Below are 14,713 nucleotides of genomic sequence, written 5' to 3' on the forward strand. Positions count from 1 at the left end.
ACATCTATGGCTGGCACATCCCAACACGGCAAAGCGTTCATCCGTCCGAAACAGAAGGCGCACCTTCTGATCATCGAGGCGCGCTTCCACGACGATCTCGCCGACGCGCTGCTTGACGGCGCGACAAGCGCGCTGAAGGAAGCCGACGCGACTTATGACGTCGTCACCGTTCCCGGTTCGCTCGAAATCCCTGCGGTGATTTCCTTCGCGCTCGACGGCATGGCCGAAGGCGGCACAAACTATGATGGCTTTGTCGCACTTGGCACCATCATCCGCGGCGATACCTATCATTTCGACATCGTCGCCAATGAATCCAGCCGGGCGCTGATGGATATCTCCGTGCAGGACTCCGTCTGTATCGGCAACGGCATCCTGACCACCGAGAACGACGAGCAGGCCTGGACGCGGGCAAAGCGTTCGGAAGGCGACAAGGGCGGCTTTGCCGCGCGTGCGGCGCTGACCATGATCGCGCTCAAGCAGCAGCTGGGAGCCGGATCGTGAGCGAACCCGCTGCGCCCGGCCAGCCCGCGATCCGCCACGCCAACAAGCGTGGCGCCGCCCGTCTTGCCGCCGTTCAGGCGCTCTATCAGATGGACGTAGCCGGCAGCGGTGTCATCGAAATCACAGCCGAGTATGAGGCCTTCCGGCTCGGCAAGGAAGTCGACGGCGCGCTCTACCGCGAGGCCGACGCGCAATGGTTTCGCGCCATCCTTGCCGGCGTCGTCGAGAACCAGAAGAGCATCGATCCGATCATTCGCCAGGCGCTGACCGAGGATTGGCCGCTGTCCAGGCTCGACTCGACTCTGCGCGCCATCTTGCGCGCCGGGGTCTACGAACTGATGAAGCGCGAGGATGTGCCGGTGGCCGTCATCGTTTCTGAATATGTCGATATCGCCAAGGCGTTCTACGAAGACGACGAGCCGAAGCTGGTCAATGCCGTGCTCGATCGCGTGTCGCGCCGGGTGCGCGGCGAGGGGCGCGGCAAGGACGCGGTATGACTGTCGCCGCCGGGGTCGCAAGGGAAGCGCGCCGCACGGCGATCATTCTCGCCACATCGCAGGCGATCATCGGTTCGGCTGCGCCGATCGCCATTTCGATGGGCGGCTTGGCCGGCCAATATCTGCTTGCCGCCGACAAGTCGCTGGCGACCGCGCCGATCACCGGCTTCAATGTCGGCGTGGCGGTCGGTGCGCTGCCGGCCGCAGCCATCATCCGCCAGCTTGGCCAGCGCGGCGGCTTCATGACCGGCACCATCATCACCGCGCTCGGCGGGCTGATCGCCACGCTGGCGCTGTTTCAGGCCAGCTTCTGGCTGTTCGCGTTCAGTCTGGCCGTGATCGGCGTCGGCGGCGCCTTCGTCCAGCAATTCCGCTTTGCGGCCGCCGACAATGCGCCGCCCGAATTCAAGGCGCGCGCCATCTCCTTCGTGCTGGCCGGCGGCATCATCACCGCCATCCTCGGGCCGCAGATCGTCATCTTCACCCGCGAACTGTTTGCGCCGGTGATGTTTGCCGGCTCGTTCGCTGCCATTCTGCCGCTGGCCGCGGTCGGCGCCATCATCCTGTCGTTCCTGCGCATTCCGGCCAAGGCTGCGGGCAAGGCCGAAATCGCCGACAGCGATGCCCGGCCGCTCTCCGAGATCGTCACCCGGCCGCGTTTCGTTGCGGCGCTGTTTTGCGCCGTCGGCAGTTACGCGCTGATGAGCTTCGTCATGACCGGCGCGCCTCTGGCCATGGTTGGCTGCGGCCTGTCGACGGACGACGCCACGCTCGGCATTTCCTGGCATGTCATGGCGATGTTCGCGCCAAGTTTCTTCACCGGCTCGCTGATCCATCGCTTCGGCGCCGAACGGATCGTTGCCAGCGGCCTGATGCTTTTGATCGGCTGCGCCGCGGTGGCTTTGTCGGGCCTGCATCTGTGGCAGTTCTGGACGGCGCTGATCCTGCTCGGCCTCGGCTGGAATTTCGCTTTCATCGGCGCAACCGCCATGGTTGCCGACAGCTACCACCCTTCCGAAAAGAGCAAGGTCCAGGGCTTTCACGACTTCGTCCTCTTCGGCTCCGTCGCCTTCGCGTCGCTGATGTCGGGCATGATCTACAATGCCTGGGGCTGGGAGATGCTGAACTGGATCATCTTCCCGGTGACGGCGCTGTGTTTCGTCGCGCTGGGAACACTGAAGATCACTGGCTTGCGCCAACCCAGCTGACATCACGCTGTCGGGACTGGCCAAGCCGGATTCGCCTCTTCCGAACAAAATTATTGCGCTGATCGCTCGTCTTATGAAACCGTGTGCCCCGACTGGGCGTTGAAGCCATGCTCATATGCGGCCACCGGATTTCGGTTCACAGCAAGGGATTTTCATAATGTTTTCAATCAAGGCTCTCGCCGGCGCAGCCCTTGCGCTCGGCATCACCGCCGCCTCCGCCAGCGCCCAGGTGGTTGTATCCTCGAAGATCGACACCGAGGGCGGCGTGCTCGGCAACATCATCCAGCTGGTGCTGAACGCCAACAACATAAAGACCACAGACCGCATCCAGCTCGGCGGCACGCCGGTGGTGCGCAAGGCGATCACCGCTGGCGAGATCGATATCTATCCGGAATACACCGGCAATGCAGCCTTCTTCTTCGAAAAGGCCGACGATCCGATCTGGAAGGATGCCACGAAAGCCTATGACGCCGCGAAGAAGCTCGACTATGACGCCAACAAGATTGTCTGGCTGTCGCCGTCGCCGGCCAACAACACCTGGGCGATCGCGCTACGCAAGGAGGTTGCCGACGGCAACAAGCTGGCGACGTTGTCCGATTTCGGCAAATACGTCGCGGGCGGCGGCACGGTCGTGCTGGCGGCCTCGGCCGAGTTCGTCAATTCGGCGGCAGCCTTGCCGGCGTTCCAGACCACCTATGGCTTCGCGCTGAAGCCGGAACAGCTGATCACTCTGTCGGGCGGCGACACGGCGGCGACCATTGCCGCGGCGGCAAATCAGACCAATGGCGCCAACGCCGCCATGGTCTACGGCACCGATGGCGGCATCGCGCCGTCCGGTCTGGTCGTGCTCGACGACGACAAGGGCGTGCAGCCGGTCTACCAGCCGGCGCCGATCATCCGCGAGGCGGTGCTGAAGGAGCATCCCGAGATCGAAACGCTGCTGAAGCCGGTCTTCGCCAAGCTTGATCTGGTCACGCTGCAGGAACTGAATGGCCGCGTGCAGGTCGGCGGCGAGCCAGTCAAGGGCGTCGCCGAGGACTTTTTGAAGAAGAACGGTTTCCTGAAATAGGGCGATCGCGGCGCGCCGCATTCGTGGCGCGCCGGATCGACTGACGGGGGCAGGGCGTGAGCATCCGCTTCGACAAGCTCGGCGTGGTCATCGCCGCGATCGTTGCCTATGCGGCGTTCCTCGCCCCGTTCGCCACCTTTCGCGCCAACCGCATCGTTCCGGGCCAGGCGCGCTCCATCCTTGAAGCGCTGCCGGCAACAACCGGATCGCTGCTGCTGGCGATCGTCGTCGTCGCGGCGCTCATCGCATTGTTGAAAACGCCGCTGGTCCTGCGTCTTGCAGTCAGCGTGGCTTCACTCGCCGCGCTGACGTTGCTGATCGGCGCCGCCGGCACATTCCTGACCCCGGCGGGTAACACCTTCGCCCGCATCTCGCCGGCCTCGGGATTCTGGCTGCTGATTTTCGCCTTCACTCTCTTGCTCGCCGATGTGCTGACACGGCTGAGCCTGTCGCCTTGGGGACGGGTCGGCGTGCTCGTCGTCGCGGCTTTGGCCATCGGCCTGCTGCTGGTGTCGGGAAGCTGGGACAGTCTCTCAATCCTCAAGGAGTATGCCAATCGCGCCGACAGTTTCTGGGCCGAAGGCTCCAAGCATGTGACGCTGGCGCTGGGTTCGCTGGCGGCTGCGGTGATCGTTGGCCTGCCGCTGGGCATCCTCTGTCACCGCGTCGAACGGTTGCGCGCCGGCGTTCTCAATGTGCTGAACATCATCCAGACGATTCCCTCGATCGCGCTGTTTGGCCTCTTGATCGCGCCGCTCGGCTGGGTCGCCACGCACGTGTCCGGGGCAGCCGCGCTCGGCATTCGCGGCATCGGCACCGCGCCCGCCTTCGTCGCGCTGTTTCTCTACTCGCTGCTGCCGGTGGTGGCCAACACCGTGGTCGGCCTCGCCGGTGTGCCGCGCGCCGCCAACGACGCCGCGCGCGGCATGGGCATGACCGACCGGCAGCGCCTGTTCGGCGTCGAGTTTCCGCTGGCCTTCCCGGTGATCCTCACCGGCATCCGCATCGTGCTGGTGCAGAACATCGGCCTTGCCACCATTGCCGCGCTGATCGGCGGCGGCGGTTTTGGCGTGTTCGTGTTCCAGGGCGCCGGCCAGACGGCGATGGATCTTGTGCTGCTCGGCGCCGTGCCGACGGTGGCGCTGGCCTTTGCCGCCGCCATCATCCTCGACGCGGTGATCGAAATGACGACGACCAAACGCAGGGTTGAAACGGCATGATCGAGATCGAAGGCATTACCAAGCGCTATGATGCGACGACCGTCGTCGACGACGTGTCGATGGTGATCGAACCGCGCACGGTTTGCGTCATTGTCGGCACCTCCGGCTCCGGCAAGACGACATTGCTGCGCATGATCAACCGGCTGGTCGAGCCGACCGCGGGCGTCATCAAGCTCGACGGCGCCGACAACCGCTCGCTGCCAGGCTATCAGCTGCGCCGCAGCATCGGCTATGCCATCCAGGGCCACGGCCTCTTTCCGCACCGTACGGTGGCGCAGAACATCGCCACGGTTCCCGTATTGCTCGGCTGGGACGCGGACCGCATCAAGGCGCGTGTCGACGAGTTGATGACGCTCTACCAGCTCGATCCGCAAGCCTACGGGCCGCGTTACCCGCACGAACTGTCCGGCGGCCAGCAGCAGCGCGTCGGCGTTGCCCGCGCACTTGCCGCCGAACCCAACGTGCTTTTGATGGACGAACCCTTCGGCGCGCTCGACCCGATCATCCGCACCAAAGCGCAGGAGGATTTGCTGGCAATCCAGAAACGCTTCGGTACCACCATCATTCTCGTCACCCATGACATGGAAGAGGCCGTGCATATGGGCGACAAGATCGCCGTCATGGATGCCGGCAGACTGGTGCAGTATGCCAAACCGGAAGAGATCCTGGCGCGGCCGGCTAGCGCCTTTGTCGAAACCCTGGTCGGCGCCAGCGAAAAACCGTTCCGGCTTTTGTCGCTCGGCCGCGTGCGCGATGCGGTGGAAAAGGGCACCGCCGAGGGCGAAGCTATTCCCGGTGATGCCAGCCAGCGTGATGCGCTGGCAGAACTCCTGTGGTCGGGCCGTCCGGCGCTGCCGGTCAACGGCGCCGACGGCAAGCCGCTTGGCCGTGTCACGGTGGACGGGCTGGTCAAGCGCGCGGCGAGGCCGGCATGAAAGCCTGGCTGCCGTCACTGCTGAGGCCTGCTTTGGTGGTGCTGCTCGTCGCCTTTGTCACCAATCCCGGCTGGTTCGAACCGCTGCTGAAGCCGTTGACCGAAAATAACGCGCCGGCGATCTACAATCAGGGCAGCCTGCTGACGCTGACGTTGCTGCATCTGAGAACCGTGCTGATCGCCACCGTGGCCGCGACCATCGTTGCTGTGGCGCTCGCCATCCTGGTCACCCGTCCCGCCGGCGTCGAATTCCTGCCGCTGTCGCGCAGCCTGGTCAATATCGGCCAGACTTTTCCGCCGGTGGCGGTGCTGGCGCTGGCAGTGCCGGCCGTCGGTTTCGGCGAGAAGCCGACCTTGATCGCGCTGTTCCTCTATGGCCTGCTGCCGATCTTCGAAAACGCGCTGACTGGCCTGACGACATTGCCCGGGAATGTGGTCGAGGCGGCGCGCGGCGCCGGCATGACCGGCTGGCAGCGGCTGGTCAAGGTCGAACTGCCGCTCAGCGCGCCGATCATTTTGGGCGGGATCAGGCTGTCGGTGGTGATCAGCCTGGCCACCGCAACCATCGGCTCGACCGTGGCGGCCAAGACTTTGGGCGAGGTGATCATTGCCGGGCTGTTGTCGAACAACCTCGCTTTTGTCCTGCAGGGCGGCCTGATCGTCGCCGCCCTTGCGGTGCTGATCTATGACGGGCTGTCGGCGATCGAGCGCTACACAGCGCGCCGGATGGGGCGTGAGGCGGAGTAGTTCCGTACGGCGCCGGAGCCAATTTCAATCGATCTAATTGGACGGCGGCGCCCACAGGCGCGCTGGCTCATACGCCTTTTCGGTGAAAGCCGGGCAAAAACCGAACAATATCTTGACGTTCCGAGCCCTGTTTCGCATACACCGCTGCGAAGGGACGGATTCCGCGTGGCGGACCGCTCCCCGTCTCAACGGCCCAGGGAGGGGTTCTTTTGGGCCACCAATCGAGGAAAATTCGGCAATGACCATAATTTCCGCTGTCATCGCCTGCGGCCTGCTTTCGATCCTTTACGCCATCTGGGCGACGCGTTCGGTCCTCGCGGCCGATCAGGGCAATGCACGCATGCAGGAAATCTCCGCGGCCATCCGCGAAGGCGCGCAGGCCTATCTGGCGCGCCAGTACACCACCATCGCCATGGTCGGCGTGGTGGTGCTCGTGCTCGCCTGGTGGCTGCTCTCGATCACCGCTGCGGTCGGCTTCCTGATCGGCGCCGTGCTTTCGGGCGCCGCCGGCTTCATAGGCATGCACGTCTCGGTGCGCGCCAATGTGCGCACCGCGCAGGCGGCGTCGAACAGCCTCGCCGCCGGCCTGGATATCGCCTTCAAATCGGGCGCCATCACCGGCATGCTGGTGGCCGGCCTCGCACTGCTCGGCGTTTCAATCTACTACCTCATCCTGACCCACTTCATGGGCCTCGAGCCCAATGACCGCATCGTCATCGACGCGCTGGTCTCGCTCGGCTTCGGCGCCTCGCTGATCTCGATCTTCGCCCGTCTCGGCGGCGGCATCTTCACCAAGGGCGCCGATGTCGGCGGCGATCTCGTCGGCAAGGTTGAAGCCGGCATTCCGGAAGACGATCCGCGCAATCCGGCCACCATCGCCGACAATGTCGGTGACAATGTCGGCGACTGCGCCGGCATGGCCGCCGACCTGTTCGAGACCTATGCGGTGACCGTCGTTGCCACCATGGTTCTGGCTGCCATCTTCTTCGGCGGCACCGCCGCTCTGGGCGCGGCGATGCTCTATCCGCTCGCCATCTGCGGCGCCTGCATCCTGACTTCGATCGTTGGCACCTTCTTCGTCAAGCTCGGTTCCAACGGCTCGATCATGGGCGCCCTCTACAAAGGCCTGATCGTCACCGGCCTGCTGTCGATCGTCGGCCTCGGTGTCGCCACCTCGGCAACCGTCGGCTGGGGCGAGGTCGGCACCGTCGCCGGCATGGTCATTATCGGCAAGAACCTGTTCATCTGCGGCCTGATCGGCTTGGTGGTGACCGGTTTGATCGTGGTGATCACCGAATACTACACCGGCACCAACAAACGCCCGGTAAACTCCATCGCCCAGGCTTCGGTGACCGGCCACGGCACCAACGTCATCCAGGGCCTCGCGGTCTCGCTGGAATCGACGGCGCTTCCGGCCATCGTCATCGTCGGCGGCATCATCTCGACCTACCAACTCGCCGGCCTGTTCGGCACGGCGATCGCGGTCACCACCATGCTCGGCCTTGCCGGCATGATCGTCGCCCTCGACGCCTTCGGCCCGGTCACCGACAATGCCGGCGGCATTGCCGAAATGGCTGGCCTGCCCAAGGAAGTGCGCCACTCCACCGACGCGCTCGACGCGGTCGGCAACACCACCAAGGCGGTGACCAAGGGCTACGCCATCGGTTCGGCCGGCCTCGGCGCGCTGGTGTTGTTTGCCGCCTACTCGAACGACCTGAAGTTCTTTGCCGCAAATGGCGACAAATATCCCTACTTCCAGGGCATGGGCGACGTCTCCTTCGACCTCTCCAACCCTTACGTCGTCGCTGGCCTGATCTTTGGCGGCCTGATCCCGTATCTGTTCGGCGGCATCGCCATGACGGCAGTCGGCCGCGCGGCCGGCGCCATCGTCGAGGAAGTGCGCAAGCAGTTCCGCGAGGATCCGGGCATCATGGCCGGCACCTCCAAGCCGAACTATGCGCGCGCCGTCGACCTGCTGACCAAGGCGGCGATCCGCGAAATGATCATCCCGTCGCTGCTGCCGGTGCTGGCGCCGCTGGTCGTCTATTTCGGCGTTCTGCTGATCTCGGGTTCGAAGGCGTCTGCTTTTGCCGCCCTCGGCGCCTCGCTGCTCGGCGTCATCGTCAACGGCCTGTTCGTCGCCATCTCAATGACCTCGGGCGGCGGCGCCTGGGACAACGCCAAGAAGTCCTTCGAGGACGGTTTTGTCGACAAGGACGGCGTCAAGCACCTGAAGGGCTCCGAGGCGCACAAGGCCTCGGTGACCGGCGATACGGTCGGCGATCCCTACAAGGACACCGCCGGTCCGGCGGTCAACCCGGCGATCAAGATCACCAACATCGTAGCACTTCTGCTGCTGGCCGTGCTCGCGCACGGTTGATCAGTGCCCAACGCTGAAAGACAAAACCCGCGGGAGCGATCCCGCGGGTTTTTCTTTGCCGGTGTCGGGACGTTGATGTCCTCAACGAGTCCGGGGTCGCATGGAAGCCCTCCAGGGCTCGGAACCAACGATGATAGTTTGTTGTCTCAAAACAAAAACCCGTGGGATTGCTCCCACGGGTTTTTGGTCGCCTGAGATGGTGCTGCTTTCCCTTTGGGGGAACGCAGAATCTGATGATCAGGGCGTGCCGCCGCCGGGCAGGCCGGGCGCCAGCTTGCTGGCGCCGTTGATGATCTGGCTGAGGAAGTTCTGGTCCTTGCCGCCGGTCGGCGTGGTGCGTGAGATGAAGTCGAACACCTTGCCGTCCTTCAGGCCGTAATTGGCGATCTGGGTGACACGGCTGTCGGGGCCGAAATAGACCGCCAGCACTTTCTGATCGACCAGCCTCGGCTTGTCGAAGGCGACGTAACGCTTGCGCGTCTGTGAGATGTAATAAAAAGCCTCATTGTCGAAGGTCGCCGTCGTCGACGGCGTGCCAAGCGCCAGAAGCACCTGTTCGCGGCTGGAGCCGACCGGAACCGAGTCGACCGCCTGCTGATCGATGACATAACCCTGCGTCAGCGTCTCGCTCGGATTGAGATCGCCGATCATCTTGGACGAGTTGCAGGCAGAGAGCGCCGAAGCGATCACCAGCAGCGAGACCATGCCGGCAGGCCTGGGCAAAAAAGTCGACTTGAATTTCAGCGCGCGCAACTACAACTCCATAAGCCGGCCGCAACTTGCGCTGGGCCGCAAAACCGGTAAACCAGCTTGCTTGCCGATGCAACAAGGCCCATTCAACATACGGTCCCCAGGAGACCAACCCTCAATGTTCCAGCGCCTTTTTGGCCGCGAACGTCACGCCAACCGCGCTATCACCGAGGCGCTTTACGCACAAATCGTGGCAGCGGCGCGGCAGACTTTGTTTTATTCCGACTGGAATGTGCCGGACACGCCGCTCGGCCGTTTCGAGATGCTGTCGCTGCATATGTTCCTGTTTCAACACCGGCTGCGCGGCGAGAGCGGTGTCGCCGCGGAGGTTGCGCAGGTGCTGATCGACGAGTTTTTCCTGGATGTCGAGCATTCGCTGCGCGAACTCGGCATTGGCGACGTCGGCGTGCCGAAGCGCATGAAGAAACTGGCGAAAATGTTCTTTGGCCGCACCGCCGCCTATGACGACGCGCTGGAGCGCGACGACCGCGACGCGCTGGCTGCCGCGCTTGCCCGCAATGTCAGGCCCGACGCCGGCGCCTGGCCGCAAGCAGCGCTGCTGGCCGGCTATGTCGTCGATGTCGACCAGCGCCTGGCGGCACAGCCGACCGAATCGATCGTTTCCGGCACGGTGGTGTTTCCAGTCCCAGGCCAGACTGAAGGAGGAACCCAATGAATCCTGCGGATCTCCCAAGCCCTGTGTCTTTCAAGGCAAATGTCGCCCGCCTGCCGCACAAGGGCCTGATGGTGGTGATCGACGCCGATGCCGCGCAGCGTATCGCTCTGGCCGAAGAGCACGATCTGCTTTCGGTCGAGAGCTACCGCGCCGAACTGCTGGTGGCGCCGTGGAAGCGCAACGGCGTCAAGGTCAGCGGCCATGTGGTGGCCGACATCACGCAGGCCTGCATCGTTACCCTCGAACCGGTCGCAGCACATATCGACGAACCGGTCGATGCGCTGTTGCTGCCGGAGCAGTCCAAGCTTGGACGGCAGGGTTTTGACGGCGGCGGCGAAATCCTGCTCGATGCCGAAGGACCGGACAGTCCGGAGACATTTTCCGGCGACGCGATCGATGTCGGGGCGCTCGCCGAGCAGTTCTTCGGACTGGCCATCGACCCCTATCCGCGTAAGCAAGGCGTGTCGCTGGACGCCGTTGGCGATTCGGAGCCGGAAGAGAGCGATTTCCAGAAAAAGCTGCGATCCTTGTTGGGAAAATCCTAAAAGCCGATCCAATATTAGAAAAGTCGGTTGTGCGGCAGCCCAAAACCGCTATTTTCGCCGAACCTTCGCGAGCCCCGTAATTCGCGAGGCCGCCGGCCCCAAGCAAGTGAGATAAGCACCGCGTGATCAGGATTTCCATCGATGCCATGGGCGGCGATCACGGACCAGCCGTGGTCATCCCGGCGCTCATGACGGTCGCTACAAGGCGTCCTGACATCCGCTTCATCATCTACGGACGCGAGGACGTGGTCCGCCCCGAACTCGCCAAATTTCCCAAGCTGGCTGATGTCAGCGAGTTCGTCCATTGCGAGATATCCGTCAGGATGGACGACAAGCCGAGCCAGGCGCTGCGCCACGGCCGCTGGAAATCGTCGATGTGGAAAGCCGTCGAGGCGGTCAAATCCGGCACGGCGCAGGCCTGCATCTCCGCCGGCAACACCGGCGCGCTGATGGCGATGTCGAAATTCTGCCTGCGCACCATGGCGACCATCGATCGTCCGGCGATCGCGGCAATCTGGCCGACAATGCGCGGCGAGAGCGTGGTGCTGGACGTCGGCGCCACCATCGGCGCCGATGCCCACCAGCTCATCGATTTCGCCATTCTCGGCACCGGCATGGCGCGTTCGGTTTTCGGCATCGACCGGCCGAAGGTTGGCTTGCTCAATGTCGGCGTGGAGGAGATCAAGGGCCAGGAAGAGGTCAAGGAAGCCGGGCGGATGCTGCGCGAGGCCAATCTGGCCTCGATGAACTATCACGGTTTCGTTGAGGGCGACGACATCGGCAAGGGTACGGTCGACGTGGTCGTCACCGAGGGATTTGCCGGCAATATCGCGCTGAAGACGGCGGAAGGCACGGTGAGGCAGGTCGCCGGCTATTTGCGCGCGGCGATGAGCCGGACGCTGATGGCCAGGATCGGCTATGTCTTCGCCAAGGGCGCTTTTGACCGCTTGCGCGAAAAGCTGGATCCCGGCCGCTCCAACGGCGGCGTCTTCCTCGGGCTGAACGGCATCGTGGTGAAAAGCCATGGCGGCGCCGATTCGAATGGTTTTGCGGCGGCGATCGAGCTTGGTTACGACATGGTGCGCAACAATCTGCTTGACCGCATCGAGGCCGATCTCGATCTGTTCCATGCGCGCAACCCGCATGCCCAGGCAAACAGGAAATCCGACGTCGTTGTCGACGCGAAGGAATAGGAAAGAGCTTTGATCAGATCAGTCGTGCGCGGTACCGGTGCCGCGCTGCCCCGCCGCATCATGAAGAATGCCGACTTCGAAGGCATGGTCGAGACCTCCGACGAGTGGATTGCCCAGCGCACCGGCATCCGCCAGCGCCATATCGCGGCCGATGACGAGACGACGGCTTCGCTGGGCGAGGCGGCGGCGCGCGCCGCCCTCGACAGCGCCGGCCTGACGCCTGCCGATATCGACCTGATCGTGCTGGCGACGTCGACGCCCAACAACACCTTTCCGGCGACCGCCGTCGACATCCAGAACCGGCTCGGCATGCATCATGGCTTTGCCTTCGACATGCAGGCGGTTTGCTCGGGCTTCGTCTACGCGGTGACCACCGCCGACCTCTATATCCGCGGCGGCCAGGCCAAGCGGGTTCTGGTGATCGGCGCGGAAACCTTCTCGCGCATCCTCGACTGGAGCGATCGCTCGACCTGCGTCCTGTTCGGCGACGGCGCCGGCGCGATCGTCCTGGAAGCCGGCGAGGGGGAGGGCAGCATTGCCGACCGTGGCGTGCTGGCGATGAGCCTGCGTTCCGACGGCGTCCACAAGGAGAAGCTTTTTGTCGATGGCGGACCGTCGACCACCGGGACAGTCGGCCATCTCAGGATGGAAGGCCGCGAAGTCTTCAAGCACGCTGTTGGCATGATCACCGACGTCATCGAAGCGACGTTCTCCCAGGCCGGCATCACCGCCGCCGACCTCGACTGGTTCGTGCCGCATCAGGCCAATAAACGGATTATTGACGCTTCGGCCAAAAAGCTCGGGATAGAAGAGCGAAAGGTGGTGGTCACCGTCGATTTGCACGGTAACACCTCGGCTGCTTCCGTGCCGCTGGCTCTCTCAGTGGCGGTCGCCGACGGCCGCATCAAGAAGGGTGATCTGGTGCTGCTCGAGGCGATGGGCGGCGGCTTCACCTGGGGCGCGGTTCTCGTTCGCTGGTAAGTGCCGAACTGACGGGTTCGGTCCTTGACCTTGCCGGATCAATTACTTAGGCTCTGCCTTTGCTTGTATCGATTTATGTTTTTGAGCTGATGGGACGGTCGCATGGGGGGAAAGACACTTACGCGCGCCGACCTTGCCGAAGCTGTTTACCGCAAGGTCGGTTTGTCGCGCACGGAATCGGCTGAGCTTGTCGAAGCGGTTCTGGATGAGATTTGCGAAGCGATCGTTCGCGGCGAGACGGTAAAGTTATCGTCCTTTGCGACGTTCCACGTCCGCTCCAAGAATGAGCGCATCGGGCGCAACCCGAAGACCGGCGAGGAAGTGCCGATCCTGCCGCGCCGGGTGATGACCTTCAAGTCGTCGAACGTGCTGAAGAGCCGCATCTTGCGCTCCCACCAGAACAGCAAGGCCAAGGGCAGCAAATAGCCTCCGCGTCGAAGCTGGTTGAAAACGGTGGTCCTTTTTGACGCCGGGCTTGAATGTTGCTTCATAAACCGCTGAAATAAAGCTCGATTCGGCAAAATGGGCCGGATCGCCGTCCAGCGTGAGGATTCGCCCATGGACAAGAGCCCCGATGCTTTCCGCACCATCAGTGAGGTCGCCGAGGATCTCGACCTGCCGCAGCACGTGCTGCGCTTCTGGGAAACGCGTTTCAACCAGATCAAGCCGATGAAGCGCGGCGGCGGCCGCCGCTATTACCGGCCGCAGGATGTCGAACTGATCAAGGGCATCCGCCATATGCTCTACGATCAGGGCTATACGATCAAGGGCGTGCAGAAGCTGCTGCGCGAGAACGGCAATCATTTCCTGGTCGCCATCGGCAATGGCGACATGGCGGCGGTGGAAGCGATCTCGCAGCGCCGGCAGGCCGACGCGGTGCCGCTGACGCCCGCGGCCCAGCCGCGCGGCATGGACGACGAACTGGTCGGCCAGCCCAAGGTGAAGCCCAGCCGCCGCTTCTTCGGCCTCGGCAAGACCGACGACGAAGGCCCCGTCCAGCCGGATGCGTCGAAACTGTCGCGCGACAATCGCGCCTTGCTGCAGGAGGCGCTGTTCGACCTTCTGGAGTGCAAGCGCCTGCTCGATCAGGTGCGCTGACCGCAGGTCGATCGCTGCGTCGGCGCCCTGTTCTTCCAAAGCCGGAACCGGCTTTGCAGCCATGCGTTACCTGTCCTTCTGCAATGAAGGAAACACATCATGGCATCGCTTTCGAATCTCACCGACATCGACCTGGACAAGCAGGTCGCTGTCCTTTCCAAGGAACTGGCTGCGCTGCGCAAGGTCGTGGCCAAGCGGGGCGGCGCCTATTGCGAAGACGGGCGTGACGCCGCGTCGGACTATTACGCGCAACTCGCCGATCGCATCGGTGACGCCTTGCCTGCGATCAGGAAGCAGGGCAGGGCGATCGAAAGGACGGCGCGCGATCATCCGGCGACCGCCGCTGCCGTAGGCCTGGTGGTGGTCGGGCTTGTCGCCAGCCTGCTCTTCAGCCGCAGGTAGCGGCGTTCTGTTCCGGACATAAGAAAATGGCGGCCGTCCCGCGGACGACCGCCATTTCCTTGATCGGCGAATGATTTACTTCGCGAGCTTGATCTTGCCCTGCGGCGAAACCTGCGCCGTCTGGCTGCACTTACCATAGACGGTGCCGTTCTTGTCGGTGGCGTCGGTGTAGGTGCCCTTGCACTCGATCTCGAGCACCAGACAATGGCCTGCGCCCTTGCAAACCGCGCCACCGTCGCCGGTGGGATGCGTGCCATTGGCGAAAGCCGAGCCCGGCACGGAGACCGAGCCGATCGCCGAAATGGCGATGGCAGCGGCAAGGGACAGGCGCTTGAAGTTCGAATAGTTGGTCATTTGAGCATTTCCTTCTCTGGATCGTGGATCGCCGTTCTGGCGTCCTTCTGATTGGGATCGCCTTCTTGGCGTCCATGCCGACTTGGTGCGGCCCAGAGGGGAAAGGTTCACGCGACGGTTTCAAATTTTTGAGCCCGCAGGCATCGAAGCGTTTTCGC

The 14,713-nt window shown here is 63.6% G+C and carries 17 protein-coding genes; 15 read left to right on the plus strand and 2 right to left on the minus strand.

The features are described 5' to 3' along the window. Window positions 1-6 precede the first annotated feature (6 nt). From ribH to AC1DX6_RS22185, 8 genes are all read left to right on the plus strand, one after another. Entirely contained in the window at window positions 7-501 is a 495-nt protein-coding gene (ribH, locus tag AC1DX6_RS22150; RefSeq protein ID WP_477317267.1) for a 6,7-dimethyl-8-ribityllumazine synthase, read from the plus strand. Beyond that, complete coding sequence (nusB, locus tag AC1DX6_RS22155) at window positions 498-998, plus strand: transcription antitermination factor NusB (protein ID WP_477242830.1); 501 nt, start codon at window positions 498-500, stop codon at window positions 996-998. The genes ribH and nusB overlap by 4 nt, the downstream gene beginning before the upstream one ends. Next, a complete protein-coding gene (locus AC1DX6_RS22160) occupies window positions 995-2,206 on the plus strand; it encodes an MFS transporter (RefSeq protein ID WP_477317269.1) in 1,212 nt (403 codons plus the stop codon). The genes nusB and AC1DX6_RS22160 overlap by 4 nt, the downstream gene beginning before the upstream one ends. A 157-nt stretch (window positions 2,207-2,363) precedes the next feature. After that, window positions 2,364-3,275, plus strand: coding sequence for a glycine betaine ABC transporter substrate-binding protein OsmF (osmF, locus tag AC1DX6_RS22165; RefSeq protein WP_477317271.1), 912 nt, complete (start codon window positions 2,364-2,366; stop codon window positions 3,273-3,275). 56 nt (window positions 3,276-3,331) lie between these two features. Further along, a complete protein-coding gene (locus AC1DX6_RS22170; RefSeq protein WP_477317273.1) occupies window positions 3,332-4,495 on the plus strand; it encodes an ABC transporter permease in 1,164 nt (387 codons plus the stop codon). Further along, complete coding sequence (locus AC1DX6_RS22175) at window positions 4,492-5,430, plus strand: ABC transporter ATP-binding protein (protein WP_477317275.1); 939 nt, start codon at window positions 4,492-4,494, stop codon at window positions 5,428-5,430. The genes AC1DX6_RS22170 and AC1DX6_RS22175 overlap by 4 nt, the downstream gene beginning before the upstream one ends. Then, on the plus strand, window positions 5,427-6,176 hold the full coding sequence (locus AC1DX6_RS22180) for an ABC transporter permease (RefSeq protein ID WP_477317277.1): 750 nt from the start codon (window positions 5,427-5,429) through the stop codon (window positions 6,174-6,176). The genes AC1DX6_RS22175 and AC1DX6_RS22180 overlap by 4 nt, the downstream gene beginning before the upstream one ends. A 238-nt stretch (window positions 6,177-6,414) precedes the next feature. Further along, window positions 6,415-8,556 (plus strand): sodium-translocating pyrophosphatase, encoded by a 2,142-nt coding sequence (locus AC1DX6_RS22185; protein WP_477317279.1) that lies wholly within the window; start codon window positions 6,415-6,417, stop codon window positions 8,554-8,556. Between the two features lie 237 nt (window positions 8,557-8,793). Here AC1DX6_RS22185 and AC1DX6_RS22190 read toward each other — a convergent pair whose 3' ends face one another. Then, entirely contained in the window at window positions 8,794-9,309 is a 516-nt protein-coding gene (locus AC1DX6_RS22190; RefSeq protein WP_477317281.1) for an outer membrane protein assembly factor BamE, read from the minus strand. 115 nt (window positions 9,310-9,424) lie between these two features. Between AC1DX6_RS22190 and AC1DX6_RS22195 the strand changes: the two genes are divergently transcribed. The 7 genes from AC1DX6_RS22195 to AC1DX6_RS22225 all read left to right on the plus strand — a co-directional run bounded on the left by AC1DX6_RS22195 (window position 9,425) and on the right by AC1DX6_RS22225 (window position 14,201). Continuing rightward, a complete protein-coding gene (locus AC1DX6_RS22195) occupies window positions 9,425-9,982 on the plus strand; it encodes a ubiquinol-cytochrome C chaperone family protein (RefSeq protein WP_477317283.1) in 558 nt (185 codons plus the stop codon). Further along, complete coding sequence (locus AC1DX6_RS22200) at window positions 9,979-10,527, plus strand: YceD family protein (RefSeq protein ID WP_477317285.1); 549 nt, start codon at window positions 9,979-9,981, stop codon at window positions 10,525-10,527. The genes AC1DX6_RS22195 and AC1DX6_RS22200 overlap by 4 nt, the downstream gene beginning before the upstream one ends. Window positions 10,528-10,649: 122 nt before the next feature. Continuing rightward, the gene (gene plsX / locus AC1DX6_RS22205) at window positions 10,650-11,720 is read left to right on the plus strand and encodes a phosphate acyltransferase PlsX (protein ID WP_477317287.1); all 1,071 of its coding nucleotides are present in this window, start codon (window positions 10,650-10,652) and stop codon (window positions 11,718-11,720) included. Between the two features lie 9 nt (window positions 11,721-11,729). Continuing rightward, window positions 11,730-12,701 (plus strand): beta-ketoacyl-ACP synthase III, encoded by a 972-nt coding sequence (locus AC1DX6_RS22210; protein ID WP_477317289.1) that lies wholly within the window; start codon window positions 11,730-11,732, stop codon window positions 12,699-12,701. A gap of 102 nt (window positions 12,702-12,803) precedes the next feature. Then, window positions 12,804-13,127, plus strand: coding sequence for an integration host factor subunit alpha (locus AC1DX6_RS22215; RefSeq protein ID WP_477242842.1), 324 nt, complete (start codon window positions 12,804-12,806; stop codon window positions 13,125-13,127). 132 nt (window positions 13,128-13,259) lie between these two features. Then, window positions 13,260-13,799 carry a MerR family transcriptional regulator gene (locus tag AC1DX6_RS22220; protein ID WP_477317291.1) on the plus strand — a complete coding sequence of 180 codons (540 nt, stop codon included), beginning with the start codon at window positions 13,260-13,262 and terminating at the stop codon, window positions 13,797-13,799. Between the two features lie 99 nt (window positions 13,800-13,898). Further along, on the plus strand, window positions 13,899-14,201 hold the full coding sequence (locus tag AC1DX6_RS22225) for a hypothetical protein (protein ID WP_477317293.1): 303 nt from the start codon (window positions 13,899-13,901) through the stop codon (window positions 14,199-14,201). A 75-nt stretch (window positions 14,202-14,276) separates the two neighbouring features. Here the strand turns inward: AC1DX6_RS22225 and AC1DX6_RS22230 are convergent, their stop codons facing one another. Next, the gene (locus AC1DX6_RS22230) at window positions 14,277-14,555 is read right to left on the minus strand and encodes a hypothetical protein (protein ID WP_477317295.1); all 279 of its coding nucleotides are present in this window, start codon (window positions 14,553-14,555) and stop codon (window positions 14,277-14,279) included. Between the last annotated feature and the right edge of the window lie 158 nt (window positions 14,556-14,713).

It is taken from the genome of Mesorhizobium sp. P2_C4 (assembly GCF_056404575.1).

Bases quoted from the DNA above. Each gene is read 5' to 3' on its own strand.
- AC1DX6_RS22160 (WP_477317269.1), top strand. From the start codon at position 995: ATGACTGTCGCCGCCGGGGTCGCAAGGGAAGCGCGCCGCACGGCGATC.
- AC1DX6_RS22175 (WP_477317275.1), top strand. From the start codon at position 4,492: ATGATCGAGATCGAAGGCATTACCAAGCGCTATGATGCGACGACCGTC.
- AC1DX6_RS22195 (WP_477317283.1), top strand. From the start codon at position 9,425: ATGTTCCAGCGCCTTTTTGGCCGCGAACGTCACGCCAACCGCGCTATC.
- ribH (WP_477317267.1), top strand. From the start codon at position 7: ATGGCTGGCACATCCCAACACGGCAAAGCGTTCATCCGTCCGAAACAG.
- AC1DX6_RS22225 (WP_477317293.1), top strand. From the start codon at position 13,899: ATGGCATCGCTTTCGAATCTCACCGACATCGACCTGGACAAGCAGGTC.
- AC1DX6_RS22200 (WP_477317285.1), top strand. From the start codon at position 9,979: ATGAATCCTGCGGATCTCCCAAGCCCTGTGTCTTTCAAGGCAAATGTC.
- AC1DX6_RS22185 (WP_477317279.1), top strand. From the start codon at position 6,415: ATGACCATAATTTCCGCTGTCATCGCCTGCGGCCTGCTTTCGATCCTT.
- AC1DX6_RS22230 (WP_477317295.1), bottom strand. From the start codon at position 14,555: ATGACCAACTATTCGAACTTCAAGCGCCTGTCCCTTGCCGCTGCCATC.
- AC1DX6_RS22180 (WP_477317277.1), top strand. From the start codon at position 5,427: ATGAAAGCCTGGCTGCCGTCACTGCTGAGGCCTGCTTTGGTGGTGCTG.
- osmF (WP_477317271.1), top strand. From the start codon at position 2,364: ATGTTTTCAATCAAGGCTCTCGCCGGCGCAGCCCTTGCGCTCGGCATC.
- AC1DX6_RS22215 (WP_477242842.1), top strand. From the start codon at position 12,804: ATGGGGGGAAAGACACTTACGCGCGCCGACCTTGCCGAAGCTGTTTAC.
- AC1DX6_RS22220 (WP_477317291.1), top strand. From the start codon at position 13,260: ATGGACAAGAGCCCCGATGCTTTCCGCACCATCAGTGAGGTCGCCGAG.